Annotated in this window: 13 protein-coding genes and 3 pseudogenes; 1 reads left to right on the top strand and 15 read right to left on the bottom strand. The window is 41.4% G+C overall.

Annotated elements, in window-relative coordinates:
* Positions 1–14: 14 nt before the first annotated feature.
* The 3 genes and pseudogenes from RCG23_RS23255 to RCG23_RS26090 form a co-directional block, all read right to left on the bottom strand.
* Complete coding sequence (locus RCG23_RS23255; protein WP_308177597.1) at positions 15–665, bottom strand: phosphatase PAP2 family protein; 651 nt, start codon at positions 663–665, stop codon at positions 15–17.
* Between the two features lie 203 nt (positions 666–868).
* A complete protein-coding gene (locus tag RCG23_RS23250; protein ID WP_308177596.1) occupies positions 869–1,855 on the bottom strand; it encodes an NAD(P)H-dependent flavin oxidoreductase in 987 nt (328 codons plus the stop codon).
* Between the two features lie 157 nt (positions 1,856–2,012).
* Positions 2,013–3,250, bottom strand: a pseudogene (locus tag RCG23_RS26090) (MDR family MFS transporter).
* Between the two features lie 218 nt (positions 3,251–3,468).
* Here RCG23_RS26090 and RCG23_RS23235 point away from each other — a divergent pair.
* On the top strand, positions 3,469–4,329 hold the full coding sequence (locus RCG23_RS23235; protein WP_308177593.1) for a DegV family protein: 861 nt from the start codon (positions 3,469–3,471) through the stop codon (positions 4,327–4,329).
* 37 nt (positions 4,330–4,366) lie between these two features.
* Here the strand turns inward: RCG23_RS23235 and RCG23_RS23230 are convergent, their stop codons facing one another.
* From RCG23_RS23230 to RCG23_RS23180, 12 genes and pseudogenes are all read right to left on the bottom strand, one after another.
* The gene (locus RCG23_RS23230; protein WP_308180155.1) at positions 4,367–5,524 is read right to left on the bottom strand and encodes a homogentisate 1,2-dioxygenase; all 1,158 of its coding nucleotides are present in this window, start codon (positions 5,522–5,524) and stop codon (positions 4,367–4,369) included.
* Positions 5,525–5,538: 14 nt separating this feature from the next.
* Positions 5,539–6,461 (bottom strand): annotated as a pseudogene (locus RCG23_RS23225) (fumarylacetoacetate hydrolase family protein).
* 4 nt (positions 6,462–6,465) lie between these two features.
* Positions 6,466–7,086 (bottom strand): flavin reductase family protein, encoded by a 621-nt coding sequence (locus RCG23_RS23220; RefSeq protein WP_308177592.1) that lies wholly within the window; start codon positions 7,084–7,086, stop codon positions 6,466–6,468.
* 3 nt (positions 7,087–7,089) lie between these two features.
* Entirely contained in the window at positions 7,090–8,193 is a 1,104-nt protein-coding gene (gene hisC / locus RCG23_RS23215) for a histidinol-phosphate transaminase (protein ID WP_308177591.1), read from the bottom strand.
* A 58-nt stretch (positions 8,194–8,251) separates the two neighbouring features.
* Positions 8,252–9,367: a 4-hydroxyphenylpyruvate dioxygenase gene (hppD, locus tag RCG23_RS23210; protein ID WP_308177590.1), complete on the bottom strand. Its 1,116-nt coding sequence runs from the start codon at positions 9,365–9,367 to the stop codon at positions 8,252–8,254.
* A gap of 117 nt (positions 9,368–9,484) precedes the next feature.
* Complete coding sequence (gene lpdA / locus RCG23_RS23205) at positions 9,485–10,924, bottom strand: dihydrolipoyl dehydrogenase (RefSeq protein WP_308177589.1); 1,440 nt, start codon at positions 10,922–10,924, stop codon at positions 9,485–9,487.
* Positions 10,925–11,122: a 2-oxo acid dehydrogenase subunit E2 gene (locus tag RCG23_RS26085; RefSeq protein WP_374049782.1), complete on the bottom strand. Its 198-nt coding sequence runs from the start codon at positions 11,120–11,122 to the stop codon at positions 10,925–10,927.
* Positions 11,056–12,177 carry a dihydrolipoamide acetyltransferase family protein gene (locus tag RCG23_RS23200; protein WP_374049781.1) on the bottom strand — a complete coding sequence of 374 codons (1,122 nt, stop codon included), beginning with the start codon at positions 12,175–12,177 and terminating at the stop codon, positions 11,056–11,058. Before RCG23_RS23200 ends, RCG23_RS26085 begins: the two co-directional genes overlap by 67 nt.
* 13 nt (positions 12,178–12,190) lie before the next feature.
* The gene (locus RCG23_RS23195; RefSeq protein ID WP_308177588.1) at positions 12,191–13,186 is read right to left on the bottom strand and encodes an alpha-ketoacid dehydrogenase subunit beta; all 996 of its coding nucleotides are present in this window, start codon (positions 13,184–13,186) and stop codon (positions 12,191–12,193) included.
* A pseudogene (gene pdhA, locus RCG23_RS23190) lies at positions 13,183–14,252 on the bottom strand (pyruvate dehydrogenase (acetyl-transferring) E1 component subunit alpha). Before pdhA ends, RCG23_RS23195 begins: the two are co-directional and overlap by 4 nt.
* A gap of 28 nt (positions 14,253–14,280) precedes the next feature.
* Complete coding sequence (locus RCG23_RS23185; RefSeq protein ID WP_308177587.1) at positions 14,281–15,426, bottom strand: Leu/Phe/Val dehydrogenase; 1,146 nt, start codon at positions 15,424–15,426, stop codon at positions 14,281–14,283.
* A gap of 156 nt (positions 15,427–15,582) precedes the next feature.
* On the bottom strand, positions 15,583–15,972 hold the full coding sequence (locus RCG23_RS23180) for a thioesterase family protein (protein ID WP_308177586.1): 390 nt from the start codon (positions 15,970–15,972) through the stop codon (positions 15,583–15,585).
* Positions 15,973–15,991: the final 19 nt, after the last annotated feature.

Genomic DNA, 15,991 nt, shown 5'->3' with positions numbered 1-15,991 from the left:
GATTTAGTACATGCCTATCCCTTATTCTTTACGTATACTGTTTCTGTTTTTTCTGCCATACGAACTTGATAGGGCTCAAAAATGATTCCGTATAAAAAGGTAACCAGAAACATTGATCCAATCATATCAAAAACAACATGCTGCTTGACGAAAAGCGTAGAGATGATAATCAAAGTGCCGCCAAAATGAATAGAAAACGTGTTTAATAGATGTTTATTTTTAAGATGAATCGATCCAAGCATTACTGCAAATGTCGTTAGGACATGGATGCTAGGGAAACAATTATAGGGCTCGTCGTTTACATAAATATATCGTACCAATTGTATGAGCATACTGTTCCCTGTTAATTCGGGTCTTGGAACTGTTGTTTGAAAGAAGAAATAAATAATAAAACAAACCACTTCACCCGCTGCAATGATGATGAGTGTTTGAATATATACCCTGGTATCCTTAAAACAAAAATAAATTAGATATCCTAACATATAAACATACCATAGGAGATACGGTATGATGAATGCAGGAACGAATGGAATGAACTGATCAATTGAAGTGGAAATTTCTACTGATTTTCGAGGATGTTCATTTAGTAGTTGGTAAATAAAACTGAGCAGCGGTGTAAAAAGCAGGATAAGTAAATAGGGAGCATTTCTAAAATGCTTTTTCATTGTGTCCCCTCCCTTATAGGTTTATAGGCGTTAATGCCTATATACCCTGCAAGAACTTTGTCGAACCATCTTTCATGATATCATAGTTATTCCTTTTTTTCTTTTATTTACCAAAAAATAAAAATATTAATATAGTATTCTTGTTAATAAAGTAAAACAGGCCGCTGATCCTATATCAACTGCCAGTTCAAATTCTCTTTTATTCAAATCCTAAGGGATTTTGCTTCAGCCTCTGCTTGAGATATTATTTCTGCCAATAATTCTCTGACAGAGCTTTTTTTAGTAAGCCTTGCGCTTTGCCCCGACCACATGGAAAGATAATCGGGATTATTATGATCTGAAGCGGCCTTTCGGATCCCCTTCGTCAATTCGTTTTGAATAGGATATGCGGGAATTTCTGTTCCGTTCATCTCACTAATAAATTTGTTTTTTAACCCCCTGGCAGGTTTGCCCGAAAATGCCCGAGTTAAGGCAGTCTGATCTTCAGTTGCTTTAAGAAGAGCATCCTTATAAATCGTTTGTGCACCGCTTTCATGGGTTGCAATAAACGCAGTACCCAGCTGAACAGCATCTGCACCGAGAACCTTGGCGGCAAGGACTCCCCTGCCATCCATAATCCCTCCTGCTGCAATTACAGGAATTTTTACAGTATCACATACCTGTGGAATCAATGACATCAATCCAATTAAGGAATCCTTAAAATCACCGTTAAACGTGCCACGGTGGCCTCCTGCCTCACTTCCCTGGGCAACGACCGCGTCCAGCCCAGCTTGCTCGATCAATACCGCTTCCCTGACTGTGGTGGCAGTTCCGATCACCACGATTCCCTCTTGCTTCAGCATAGAAATCACTTCTTCAGATGGTAAACCAAATGTAAAAGAACAAACAGGAACTTTTTCGTTTATGACTATTTGGATTTGCTCTAAAAAAATGCGCAAATCATTCTCATAGGTCGGCAATATACAGGTATTGTCCTGAATGCCAAGCCTTGCTTGGAATGGTTTCAAGTTTTCTTTTGCATTTTGGATTTCTTGTACGCCTGCATCATAAGGAGCAGGAACAAATAAGTTAACTCCAAATGGATGTACCGTTTTCTTTTTTACTTCCCAGATTAAATTATTAATATGATCAGGACTCATATATCCTGCACCTATCATTCCTAATCCGCCAGCATTGGCTACAGCAGCCACCAAATCTGCTGAAGTAGGCCGCCGGCCATCGGAGCCTGGATAATCGGATAGTCAATATTTAAGCGTTCTGTAATTCGCGTATTCCACATTTGAATCCCTCCCATTCTTATTAAAAAAAAACTGCCTACTCCATTTGCCAGGCCGCATTAGTTAATTCTTAAAGTACATTTGTTTCAGCATTTCTTTGCTTTACTAAACCTTTTGTTAATTTCCATCTTACCCCTAAAAGAACGGGTACACCCAGGATCGAGAGCATGAAAAGTGTTCCAAAAACCATTAATGGATTATCGAAACCATAGTGATCAAGGAGAAATCCTCCCAGTGAAGGACCCGCAACCTGGCCAATCTGGGTAAAGCCCATCGCACCAAAATATGTCCCTCTAAGGCTCGGTTTTGCGATAGAATCCATGAGCATATCTGTCATAGAAAACATTAAAACTTCCCCTACTGTAAAAATAATGACCATTAGAATCCAGATGGGAATGGAACGTGCCACCCCAAAACCAATCAGACTTAAGCTGCAAACAATATTACCGAGCAGAATGGATAAAATCGGCGAATACTTCTTCCCTATTTTTAAAAGTGGGTATTGAACAGTAATGACAACAACCGCATTCAGAGCCAACAGCAAAGAAAACAGCTTTGGACCATTAGAAATATGGGCATTATTCGATAAATATTGGGGGAGCGTTGAACTGAATTGTGCATAACCCGAGGTAGCAAGGATAAGTCCAATAAGCGACAATAATAGAATTGAATCTGTTCTGGCAATATGGAAGGCTTCTCTCATTGTTACCCGCTTTTCTTTTGATTCCTTCACATTAGCCACGACATAAGAATGGCGAAACGTAATGATTAATGAAATTCCATAGACGAAATAAACTGCAGCTGCAATAAAAAATGGAAAAGTCGTTTTTGAAGACCCCAAATAAATACCGAATATTGGCCAAAAATTACTCCGAAATTGATGGCTGTATATCGTAAATTAAAAATGGCAAGCCGGTTTTTGGGTTCGGTCAGGTCAGCAAGCAAGGCGCGGGAGGTCGGCTCAAACAGAGAGCGGCAAAACCCATTCAGTGAATTTACAATAAAAAAGCCGGCAACAGTATCGACAATACCGAATCCTACAAAGACTGCTGTCCATATAAAAATAGAAATATATAAAACAATTTTCCGTCCAAATCGATCAGACAAATAACCGCCAAAAAAACTCGTTCCGATTCCCACTAATGCACTCATGGCAATGATCATGCCTGTTTCCGAAGAGGAAACCCCTTTTACCTTCGTTAGATATATAGCTAGGAACGGAATGCTCATGGATGTCGCCATCCGTCCAAACATGGTTCCTATAATGATGTTCCAAATTAAGGGATGAAGATTATTAAATGTTTTCATAGAAACACCTCAGTGCCAATTTATATTGTGTTAAAAAGTTAAATTGCCTGCTTATTTTAACTTTTTTTGGGCTTATCTGGCAAATGTTTTTCAAACTCCATTGGCTGACCAAGAAAATTGCCAAACGAAGTGCAAAATAGGATATAATAAATAGACATGTCCATTTTTTCTGGAATAAGAAATATTAACTACAATATTTGAAAAGGAATTAAATATAAATGACAATAAAGAAAATTGCCTGGATTACAGACAGTACCGCCTATATGACCAAGGATTTAATTGATCACCCGGATGTTTATGTGGTGCCACTTGAAATAATTTTTGGGACGGATGCTTTTCAAGACGGGATTGATTTAAATACGGAAGAACTTTACTCCCGTATTCGCAGTGAGAAAGAAATACCTAAAACGTCTCAGCCCTCTTCAGGAAAATTTGCCAGCCTGTTTGAAAATTTAAAAGAGGAATATGATGGTGCCATCGCGGTTCACATCTCAACAAAATTGAGTGGGACATTATCAAGCTGTAAAGCGGGAAGTGACATGGCTGGATTTCATTTAGAAACAGTGGATTCCAGATCAATGGGCTATGCAATTACTTCTCTCTTAAAGATGGGAATTACAATGGCGTCTGAAGGAATGGATTTGGATAAAATAGCGGCCACTTTACGTCATGAAGTGGAAAATTTGGAGAATTACATACTTCTGGGGAGCCTTGACCAGTTCTATAAAGGCGGCAGAATGTCTGGTACTGCATACTTATTAGGAAGCATCCTTCAAATAAAACCGATTATCCGAATGAACCGGAATGGCGAATTCGAACTCTTTGAGAAGGTTCGTTCCGAAAAAAAGGCTGTTAACCGTCTTATTGAATTGCTGGATGAAAATTATCAGCAATACAAAATATCCGAGATACAAATCATGCATGGAAACGTCCTCCAAAAAGCAAAGGACCTTGAATCCAGAATTAATAAGGAATTTCCTGATTTAAAAATAGTAATTGGCGAAATAAGTTCGACGATTGCTGTTCATTCTGGTGAAGGAACATTGGCCATCCAATTCCATAAAGAAGGAAAAAAATAAAAAAAGGAAGCGATTCCTTTTTTTATTTTTTTCAGTCCTACTTTTCAATCCAGGAATACATATATGCCGGGTCTTCAATCTCTCCTGCCGATTTAACAATTTTCAATGGATGGAAGGTGTCGATCATAACGGCAAGCTCGAGTGTTTCCTTCTTTCCGATGCTCGCTTCGGTTTTCCCTGGATGCGGCCCGTGTGGAATTCCACCAGGATGAAGTGTTATCGAACCTTCCTGTATGCCTTTCCTGCTCATAAAATTACCTTCCACGTAATATAGAAGTTCATCGCTGTTCACATTGCTGTGATAATACGGTGCAGGGATTGCCTCTGGATGGTAATCGTAAAGACGAGGAACAAATGAACAAACTACAAAATTATGCCCTTCAAAGGTCTGGTGGACTGGCGGCGGCTGATGGACTCGGCCTGTTATCGGCTCAAAATCTTCAATGTTAAATGCCCATGGATACAAATATCCATCCCAACCGACGACGTCAAGGGGATGGTGGCCGAGGATGTGTGAGTGGATAAATCCTCGCGACTTTGTCAGAACCTCGTATTCTCCCTTTACATCAAAGGTCACCAAGGCTTCAGGTCCTCGGATATCCCGCTCACAGAATGGGCTGTGCTCTAACAGCTGGCCATATTCGTTTCGATACCTTTTCGGAGTGGTGATTTGGCTAAATGATTCCACAAAAAGCATCTTGGTTGTTTCATTTTCATTAGGCACAACCCGATAGATAGTGCCAATTGGTATAACAATATAATCCCCAGGGCGATAAGTAATCGTGCCAAACATCGTTTCAATTATCCCTGAGCCGTAATGGATATATAGCATTTCGTCACCATCAGCGTTCCGGTAGAAGCTTTCCATCGCAGCAGTAATATTTGCCGTTCCAATCAGAAGATCCTGATTTCCTAATAGATACTCTCTTGCCTCAAGTGCATTTCCATTTTTAACAATGCCCGTAGTAATGAAATGGCGATGGCTGAGCGCTCCCTGCTGTTCATATTCAGGAAGATAGCTACCCACAAGCTCGGATTTGATTACTTCAGTTGGCATAAAATGATGATACAAAATTGATTCTGTGCCTGAGAATCCACGGGTTCCCATTACTTGCTCCCTGAATAAAGATCCATCTTCTTTTTTAAACACGGTATGGCGTTTGTGCGGAATTTTGCCCATTTGACGGTAATACATCATTTCACCTCTATTCAATTCATTGCGATTCTATTAATCAATGTCCCTAGTTTATTAATTTTGAGTTCGATCTCATCGCCAGGCACGAGCCAGCGGTGCACTTTTGATCCGAGTTCCAAAATGCAGCCTGAACCAACAGTGCCTGATCCGATTAATTCACCTGGATATAGGGTCACTCCATCGGATGCCCGTTCAATCATTTCGCCAAACGAATAATGAATATCTTTCATATTGCCTTGAGACAGGAGCACCCCATTAACACTCGCTGTCATCGTAAGATTGTATCCTTTTCCAGCTTTCAAAGGCTCCAGTTCTTCCTTCGTGACAATCCAAGGGCCGATTGAAGTGGAAAAATCCTTTCCTTTTGCAGGACCTAGTCCTACTTTCATCTCTTTTCGCTGAAGATCCCTTGCGCTCCAATCGTTGAGGATGCAGTAGCCAAAGATGTAATCATCCGCATCCTCCGCACGAATGTTTCGCCCTTCCTTACCGATAATGCAGGCGATTTCAAGTTCATAATCCAGCCATTCACATGATGAAGGTTTGCTGATTAGTTCGTCCTGCCCTTAATGGCAAGGTGATTGGAAAAATAGAAAACAGGAATCTCATACCATTCCGGAATCATTTCAAGCCCTCTATTTTCTCTCGCCGTTTTTACATGCTGTTCGAATGCGTAGAAATCCCTAAAGCTTCTAGGCATTGGCAGTGGGGCAGCCAATTGAATGCTTTCCAATGGATAAACCCCTTTATCTGTATGCTTTAAAGAAAGTAAAGAAGTTACCGTCTCCAAATAGTGTTCATGTTTGTCTAAAAAAGCGAGCATATCGTCAGGAAGCCTTCCGCCTGAAGCTTCATTAATATCAATGACAAATCGGTCAGATAATAATAATCCTGCCCTGATCTTTCCGTTTTCCTTTTGAAAACTGATAAATTTCATATTTTCACCTTGCTTCCGTTCTCCGGATAATCTCGAACAAATCTGCAACCGGATTCGTATAAGTATTTCCTGCCATTCGTCCGATCGGTTTTAATTTTCCGCTATCGATCTTGCCATCCTGATATAGATCATCACTTACATGAACATGTGTCACCTTTCCAATGACAAGGCTTCCGGCACCGGGGTGATCGCCAAAATCGAGTACCTGGTGAAGCCGGCATTCCAGATGTACCGATGATTCTTTTATCCGTGGGACTTTCACTGTTACACTGTCTTCCTTTGTTAACCCAGTTTTTTCAATTTCATCAACTTCTAATGGAAACTCGACTGCACAATCATTCATTTGTTCCGCCATATCACTACTGACAATATTAATAACGAATTGGCCGTTCTCCTCAATGTTTAAAAGCGTATCCTTTTTTGCTCCATCCGTCCCTCTTCTCATAGGGGAAAAACAGATTAGCATGGGATCTGCGCAAATTGCCGTAAAAAAACTGAACGGGGCTGCATTGGCAATGCCGTTTTTATCAATGGTAGAAACAAAAGCTATCGGTCTCGGTAAAATGGACCCGACGAGAAGTTTATATGCGTCCCTCCATTGCAAACTTCCAGGATTTATTTCCATTTACTACACCACCCTTTCTATTGCAAAGGAATTAATTACCCTGAGGAATGCTTCGTTCGCCTCTTTTTGACCGATCGTTACCCTCATCCCCAATGAAAAACCAGGAAGAGACATCATTTTAACGAGAATTCCACTTTTCAAAAATGCTTCAAAAATGGATTCTTGAGACTTAGCAAGAGGTACGAACAAGAAATTCGCCTCTGATGGTAAAGGGGCGAAACCTGCAGAATGGAGCTCTGAAATGAGATGATCCCTTTCACTGTGATTATTTGCAGCGGATGCGCTGACAAATTTTTGGTCGCTTAAAGCTGCAACAGCTGCCATTTCAGCTAAATGGTTAACATTAAACACATCTTTTGCTTTTTTTAGTTCAGCAGCAATGTCAGGGTGCATAACGCCGTATCCGATGCGTAAACCGGCAAGGCCGTAGATTTTAGAAAAGGTCCTTAGTACAACAAGGTTAGGGTATTTGTCAATCAGTTGAACGGTTTCTAAATAGTCAATGGAAGTAACATATTCTGCATATGCTTCATCGACAATGATTAAAATATTTTCAGGAATTGAATCTATAAATTTATACAACTCTAATTTTCCGGTGATTGTACCTGTCGGATTGTTCGGATTACAGACAAAAACCATCTTTGTTGATTCTGTAATCGCTTCTTGCATAGCTCCTAAATCATGGATCCCATTCTTTAAAGGGACAGTGACAGCTCTACCTCCCTCTAACAAAACATTTGTCTGGTAACGTGGGAAGGTCGCATCAGCCATTACAGCTTCGTCCCCACTGTTAATGTAAGCCCTTGCAATCAGTCGAATCACTTCATCAGAACCATTCCCAATGACAAAACGGTCGACAGGCTGTTGATGGTATTCTGACAGAGCATTGACAATGAGAGAGCTGTTTCCATCTGGATAAAGGTGGACAAGACTAGAATATTTTTGTATTGCTTCCTTTACTAAAGGAGAAGTTCCATAAGGATTTTCATTGTCGGACATTTTATAAAACTCTGCCACTCCATACCGCTTCTTTAGCTCCTCCAAAGACTCCCCGACCTGGTATGGTATCATTCCTTCTAATTCTTTTCTTGGATTTATTCGACTCATGACAGATCTCCTATCCAGAAAAAAGGGAGAACATGGGTCTCCCTTTTTCTTTAAAATCTTATAGGTTGCCGCGTCTCGCTTGCTCTCGTTCAATTGATTCAAACAGCGCTTTGAAGTTTCCTTCTCCGAATCCGCGTGCCCCTTTGCGCTGGATAATTTCAATAAACAAGGTTGGACGGTCGACAATCGGTTTAGTAAAAATTTGCAAGAGGTAGCCTTCGTCATCCCGGTCAACCAGGATGTTTAGTTCTTGCAGTTTAGAAATCTCTTCGTCAATTTTACCGACACGTTCGCTCAATGCTTCGTAATATGAATCTGGAGTGGATAAAAACTCAACTCCATTTTGTTTTAAAGTAGTAACGGTTGAAACAATATCCTCGGTTAAAATGGCCAAGTGCTGCACGCCTGCGCCGTTGTAGAATTCCAAATACTCCTGAATTTGCGATTTACGCTTCCCTTCAGCAGGTTCGTTAATCGGGAATTTGATGCGTCCACCGTTATGCATTACCTTTGACATTAAAGCCGAATACTCAGTGCTGATATCATCGTCGGTAAAGTGTTTCATTTCTTTAAAGCCCATTACATTTGCGTAATAGTCTACCCATTCCTCCATGCTTTCTACGTTACCAACAACATGGTCGATGCCAATCAAGCCTGCATCTACGATTGGCAAACTGTTTGAATATTCTTCAAAGCCTGGCATAAATACACCTTTATAGTTTTTACGTTCTACAAGGGTATGAATTGTATCACCGTACGTTCCAATCACAGCTTTTTTAACTATTCCATGTTCATCCTTCAACTCGAATGGCGCCACGTGTGCAATTGCTCCACGTTCCACTGCAGCCTCGAAAGCCTTTTCCACATCGTCCACCAATAATGCGATGTCCTTCACGCCGTCACCATGTTTTTTAACAAAGCTTGAAATTCTGCTGTCTTCTTTTAAGGAACCTGTGATGACAAGGCGGATTTTACGTTGCTGTAAAACATATGAAACAGACTCCCTGTTGCCGGTTTCCAAACCTGAGTACGCTACCGGCTTAAAACCGTAAGCCGTGCAAAAAAAGTGGGTTGCCTGCTTTGCATTCCCTGTGTATATTTCCAGATAATCAACATCTCTTACCGGAAAAAAATCCTCTGTTGAATTTTCAGAACTTACTACTTTTTCCTGCATATGTACCCCTCCATTTTTTTAATAATAATAAATATTCTGAATTAATATTAAACGAATTCTGTGCTTATTCTCAAGAGTTCAAAGTAAAGCTATAACGCTTTTAGGTATTAAAGAGCCTTATAATTTCACTTTTTCCTGTTTTCTTAGCGGAGCAACATGAACAGCTCTGCCCTTTAATTGCTCTACAGCCTCCAGTAGTGCTTCATTTATGCTTGGATGAGGATAAAGAGGAAACGTCATATCCTCGTCCCGTGCGGCGATTTCTAAAGAAATGGTACCGGCAGAAATCATTTCGATTGCACCCTCACCAATAATATGGATACCGAGGATTACCTCCGTTTTTTGATCGGAAATTACTTTAACAAAGCCATCCCGTTTTCCTGACAGGCTGGTATATCCATTAGCTGCAAGTGGAAATTGCCCAATTTGGAGAACATAGCCCTCTTTTTCTGCTTCTTCCTCTGTCATTCCAACACTCGCTATTGGCGGGAGGGTATGGATAACTTTTGGGAGATAACGTAAATCGCTTTCAGTATTAAGGCCGGCGATTGCTTCAGCCGCTGTCTTGCCCTGGCTTATCGCCTTCACCGCAAGAGGTGGTCCCGCAGTAATATCTCCAACAGCAAAAATATGCATTAAAGAAGTACGGCATTGGCGGTCAACTGAAATGAAGCCTTCCTCAGTTAATTCCATTCCCAGCCGTTCAATCCCTAGCTCACTTATGTTGGGATTTACTCCAGTTGAAAGGAATAAATGGCTGCAAGAAAGAACTTTTTCTGTTCCATTTAATGTATATTCCAGGGATATTGTTTTTGACTCCTCACTTGCCCCTATTAGCTCGCATTCTTTTATAATAGAAATCTTTTCTTTCTTAAAGATTCTTTTTAATTCCCGGTTAATAGATGAATCGAAGCCGAAATCATTTTTTCCTGGCTCTAATAACAGGGTGATTTCCGCACCTAAAGCCCTGAATGCCATAGCCATTTCAAGAGCATTTGTATCGCTGCCGTAAATGGCTAGATGTTGTGGAATCTCTTTCAGTGAAGATATAGTCCAGGAATCCAATATTTTTTTTCCGTCAAAAGAAATACCTGGCCAATTTACAGGAGTTGATCCTGTCGCAATAATGGCATTTTCGAACTGATAGATCTCAAAGCTATCCGCCTGTTCTACCCCAATCCGATTCTCAGACATGAAAAAGGCATTTCCTTTTATAATTTCTACCTTATTCGCTTTGCATAAAGCTTCAATTCCCTGTTTTAGCTGATTGATTATTTTATTTTTATAAGAGGTATGCTTTTCAGCATTTAAAGAGATAGAGCTAATATCAAAGCCCATTTCATCGGCACTCAATAAGTCCCGCCACTTCTTCGCCCTGCTCGTTAAGAGCTTTGATGGGATGCACCCTTTGTTCAGGCATATTCCGCCAAGCTGGTCTTTTTCAATTAAAGTAACCATCTTCCCAAGCTGTGCAGCCCGGATAGCTGCATGGTAGCCGCCAGGTCCTCCCCCGATAATGACGAGCTCTCTTTCATGAGCCATTTCTCCGACTACCATTTAAATCAACTCCAATAAAAGCTTTTTCGGATTTTTAATATAATCAGAGAAAAGGTTTGTGAATTTTACAGCTGTAGCGCCATCCACAACACGGTGATCAAATGACATCGATAGATTCATAATGGATCTGATTACGATTTGGTCATCGTCCGTAACGACTGGCATTTTCTTTGTTTTATGGAAAGAAACCAAAGCCACTTGAGGATGCTGGATAATCGGAGTAGCCCCAATGCTTCCCCCAGACCGCCAACGTTGCTGATTGTAAATGTTCCCCCTGAAATATCCGCTAATTCTAATTTGTTTTCCAAAGCCTTTTGTGTAAGAACCTTCATTTCCTTGTGGATTTCCCTTAATGTTTTGGCCTGGATATTTTTTAAAACCGGGACAATCAAGCCATCGTCTGTATCTATAGCAAGCCCGATATGATGATCCGGCAATAAACGAATTACTTCATTTTCTTCATCAAGCTGGGCATTAAAAATAGGAAATTTCTTTAGGCATACGGACAATGCCTTTATAAAAAATGCTGTAGCTGATATATTTTCCTTTTCACTTTTTAATTCTTCCCTGAAACGAATTAGCTCTGTTACGTCCAACTCTTCAAAGTGAGTACAATGCGGAATCGTATAAACAGATTGGTGCATCTTTTTGGCAATTTGCTTTCTTCTTCCTCGGAAGGGTATCGTTTTCCCTGCAGATGGGCATTTCTCCTTAGCAATAGTTACTTCTTCTTCTCTTGAGCGGGATGCAAAAAGCTTCTCCTTAGGCATTTCTTCTCCTTGCATTTGAATAAACCTGTAGACATCTTCATCGGTTATTCTTCCAGAGGGTCCGGTCCCGTTAACCCATTCAATATTGACCGAGTTATCTCTTGCAATTTTCCTAGTATAAGGTGACGCAAGAATACGTGTCGATGTTCCAGATGTCATGGATTTACTTCGCCGATTCTCAATCTGCAGGGTTTTTGAAATATTCTTTATTGTTTTTGGTAAAGTATCAGACTGTTCATTTTTTGGATTTGATAATGCTTCCATGATCAAAAGGGTTGATCCAACAGAGACAGTCTGGCCGGATTCTACCTTGAATTCGATAATTTTCCCTGCTGCTGGAGAAGGAATTTCAGCAACCATTTTGTCCGTTTGAACCTCAACTAGAGGCTCATCTGCATTTACGATATCCCCAGGTTTAACCAAAAAACAGTTAATCTCTGCCTCTGTCATTCCTTCGCCGATATCATGAAGTTTAACTTCCATGAGTGACACCTCCTTAAAAACGAATCACTTTTTCAATTGCATGGATTACCCGCTTGGCAGTCGGCAAATAGTGGTCCTCAAACCCGAAATAAGGAACGGGAGCATCAAAGCCAGCCACTCTCTCTACCGGAGCTTTTTGATAAAGGAATGAAGTATCATTGATAATGGCGATTACATCATTCCCGACACCTCCGGTTGCATGTGCTTCATGAACGATTACCGTTCTTCCGGTTTTCTGGACCGATTCAGAGATCATGTCGCGATCAAGTGGGTATAGAGTTCGCAAATCGATGACCTCACAGCTCGTTCCTCTTGTTTTCATTTCCTCTGCCGCTTTCATTGCAATCGGAACCATCGCTCCCCAGGTAATAACGGTAACATCATCACCCTCCAGCAATTTTTTGCCTTTTCCTATCTCAACCGTATATATTCCATCGGGAACTTCTTCCTTCACTGAACGATACAATCTCATAGGCTCCAAAAAGAGAACAGGATCCGGATCCTCGATCGCAGCAATTAAGAGACCTTTTGCATCTGCAGGAGAAGATGGACATACTACCTTAATTCCCGGCATATGTGTAAAAATAGCTTCCGTACTGTCGCAATGGATTTCTGGTGCCCTGACACCAGCCCCATAAGGCGCACGAATGACCATTGGAACTGTAAAATGTCCCATTGTCCTCATCCGGAGTCTTGATGCATGCGTCATGATTTGTTCGTATGCTGGGTAAATGAATCCAAGAAACTGAATTTCTGTTACGGGAATAAATCCGTTAACAGCCATTCCAATTGCTGCTCCAATAAATCCTGCTTCGCTTAAAGGAGTATCCATGACACGGGTTTCCCCATACCTTGATTGCAAGCCATCAGTAGCACGGAAAACTCCGCCATTTTTTCCGATGTCTTCTCCCATTAAAATGACATTCGGGTTTTCCTCCAGCATGAAGCCAAGGGCATCATTTATAGCCTGAACAAAGGTCAGTGTATTGGTTTTAATCGCAGTACTCATCCTAGTTCACCGCCAATCAATGTAAGATATTCTTCTTTTTGCTGTTTAAGTGGCAAGACCAGTTCGGCGAAAACATGATCAAATATATCAGCTGGATCAGCCGGCGGGAATTGCTCCATTTCCAATATGGCCTGATCAATTTCTCTCCCTGCCTCTTCCTCAACACTCTTTGCCCAGGCTTCCTCATATAAACCTTCGTTCTTCATTAAACGCTCTATCCTTAACAGAGGATCTGTGCTTTCACGGAGCTTCCGGCTTTCGGCCTGATCACGGTATTTGGATGGATCATCCGCCGTCGTATGTGCGCCATACCTCCATGTAACCGCCTCTATCAAGGTCGGCCTTCGCCATTTCTCGCTCGTTCAAGTGCTTTTAGGGTTTCAAAATAAACAATAAAAGCATCGTTCCCATCTACCCGCACCCCATGCATATCATAAGCGAGTGATTTTTGTGCAATTGTCCTGGAGTTCATTTGTTTTTGGATTGGAACAGAAATGGCAAATTGGTTATTTTGGTTAAAAAAGACTACTGGAGCCTTGACCACGCTGGCAAAATTCAATCCCTCATGGAAATCGCCTTCAGAGGTAGCCCCATCCCCAAAATAGGCAATCGCTGCATTGCTTGTTCCTTTAAGCTTTTCGGCATACGCTGCTCCTGCAGCATGGGGAATTTGGGTTGCAATGGGAATACCCGGCGGAAAAATTTTCTTTCCTTCAGGTGGAATGCAACCTTCATTCCGACCATTCCAAAACAACAATATTTGTTTTAAAGAATGGCCGAACGCCATGGCAGCTCCGTGGTCCCTATAAGTAGGAAACAGCCAGTCACCCTCCTTCAAGGCAAGCGCGCTTCCCGCCTGAGATGCCTCCTGCCCTTCAAAAGGTGCATAAGTACCGATCCGCCCTTGCCTCTGCAGGCTTACCGCTTTCCGATCAAACATGCGCATGCGGACCATTTGCTTATAAAACCTTTTTATAAGGTCTTCCGTTATCTGCTCCCGGTAATTGATATCAGAAAAATTTCCGTTTTCATCGATGATCTGTATAATCGGAAAAAGATTTTCCATGACTCTCACCCTTTCCAATTTGGCTGCATTAATTTCTTACCGCCCATTTTGGACGTTTATCATGCGTGAAGAAGCTATTTCTTCTGGATCTGGCTTCCATTCGTTTCTCGCAAAAATAATTTGCGGCTTCGCCAGTTGTTATCCCTTGTTCATCTGCATAATGATAAACACTTAAAAGTGTGTCGTAGATGGCTTTTGTTTTTCGCAGAACACGATCCTTGTTAGGAGAATACAGTTCATCTGCAACCTGAATCAGTCCACCGGCGTTGACGATATAATCTGGTGCGTATAGAATGCCCTTCGCTTGCAGCATCTGCCCATGCCGCATTTCCAGCAGCTGATTATTTGCAGAGCCAGCAACGGATGATACCTGCAAGGCCTCTATCGTTTGATCGTTTAATATGCCTCCAAGTGCGCATGGAACAAATACATCAGCAGGGACTGTATAGATCTCATCACTTCTTACTGCTTTAATGGCCGCACCCATTTTCTTTGCCTTTTCTGACAGATGTTCGATGGCTTGAGGATTTATGTCGGTAACATAAAGATCAGCACCCGCTTCGAGCAGTTGTTCGGCTACTTTATAGCCAACCTTGCCAAGCCCCTGGATCGAATAGCTTCTTCCATCCAACTGATCAGACCCCCAGAGAGCTTGGTTAGTAGCCTGAATTCCATAGATGACACCCAGCGCAGTTGGAATGGATGAATCGCCGCTTCCACCATATGCTTCGTCTACTCCAACGATGCAATTTGTTTCTTTTAAGGCATGAACAAAATCATCGGGGCTTGTTCCCATGTCCGTTCCTGTATAGAAACGTCCATTCAGTGAGTCAACAAATTGTCCGAAGGCACGGAATAATTCTGGGCTTTTATCTTTAACTGGATCTCCGATGATGACAGCCTTACCGCCTCCAAAATCCACATCTGAAGCAGCGCATTTATAACTCATTCCTCTCGACAGCCTTAAAACATCCTCGAGAGCATCATCGACTGTTTTATACGGCAGCATCCTGCAGCCGCCAAGTGCAGGACCGAGCTTAGTACTATGAATGGCGATAATCGCCTTAAGCCCGGTAGATTCATCATTACAAAAAACTACCTGTTCATGCTCATTGATTTTTTGAAAAATATCCATGCTGATTTTCTCCCCTTCAATTGTTGATAACGCTTTCATTTATAAGCCTCCCATACAGCTTCTATTTAAAAACTTCTTAACTCAATCGATTTCCCAATGCGTCTCACATTTCTTTATCGCTTTAAAGTGAATTATTAGTCTTAAAATACGAAAGAAACAAACCTAAGGCAGGCTGTTTCTGGGTAACAATTATTTTTAAGAGTTTAAAAGATGATGAATCTTCTTTTTTGGCAAAACAACTTGTTTAATTTTACCAACTCCTATCAAGCCCTTTTCATTACTAGCTTCAACTTGAGTGAAAATTAGATTTCCTGAAATATCTGAAAGAGTTGCGGTTACCTTAATGCTTGCCCCCGCTGTCGAGGGGGCAATATGCTTAATGGTTACAGCCGCACCCATGCCCTCTTCATCCTCTTCTAAAAAAGGTAAAAGAACCATCCTTGAAGCCCACTCCATATGCTGAACCATCGAAGCAGTTGAATATGCGGGATGAACAAGCGTCCCTCCAAAGCTGGCAAACATATCCGGAGTAACTTCCACTTCTATTGTAGCAATTTGGCCAATCTTCATTCCAGGTTTCATCATTTTCTCCTTTTAGATTACG

The sequence above is a fragment of the Neobacillus sp. PS3-34 genome, from assembly GCF_030915465.1.
GTDB lineage: Bacteria > Bacillota > Bacilli > Bacillales > Cytobacillaceae > Neobacillus_A.
The sequence above is the reverse complement of the archived record's forward strand: the minus strand, read 5'-3'. Positions and strand labels throughout refer to the sequence as shown.

Bases quoted from the DNA above. Each gene is read 5' to 3' on its own strand.
- RCG23_RS23180 (WP_308177586.1), bottom strand. From the start codon at position 15,972: ATGATGAAACCTGGAATGAAGATTGGCCAAATTGCTACAATAGAAGTG.
- RCG23_RS23200 (WP_374049781.1), bottom strand. From the start codon at position 12,177: ATGGAAGTTAAACTTCATGATATCGGCGAAGGAATGACAGAGGCAGAG.
- RCG23_RS23220 (WP_308177592.1), bottom strand. From the start codon at position 7,086: ATGGAAATAAATCCTGGAAGTTTGCAATGGAGGGACGCATATAAACTT.
- RCG23_RS23195 (WP_308177588.1), bottom strand. From the start codon at position 13,186: ATGAGTACTGCGATTAAAACCAATACACTGACCTTTGTTCAGGCTATA.
- hisC (WP_308177591.1), bottom strand. From the start codon at position 8,193: ATGAGTCGAATAAATCCAAGAAAAGAATTAGAAGGAATGATACCATAC.
- lpdA (WP_308177589.1), bottom strand. From the start codon at position 10,924: ATGGTAGTCGGAGAAATGGCTCATGAAAGAGAGCTCGTCATTATCGGG.
- RCG23_RS23235 (WP_308177593.1), top strand. From the start codon at position 3,469: ATGACAATAAAGAAAATTGCCTGGATTACAGACAGTACCGCCTATATG.
- RCG23_RS23230 (WP_308180155.1), bottom strand. From the start codon at position 5,524: ATGTATTACCGTCAAATGGGCAAAATTCCGCACAAACGCCATACCGTG.
- hppD (WP_308177590.1), bottom strand. From the start codon at position 9,367: ATGCAGGAAAAAGTAGTAAGTTCTGAAAATTCAACAGAGGATTTTTTT.
- RCG23_RS23255 (WP_308177597.1), bottom strand. From the start codon at position 665: ATGAAAAAGCATTTTAGAAATGCTCCCTATTTACTTATCCTGCTTTTT.
- RCG23_RS23185 (WP_308177587.1), bottom strand. From the start codon at position 15,426: ATGAAAGCGTTATCAACAATTGAAGGGGAGAAAATCAGCATGGATATT.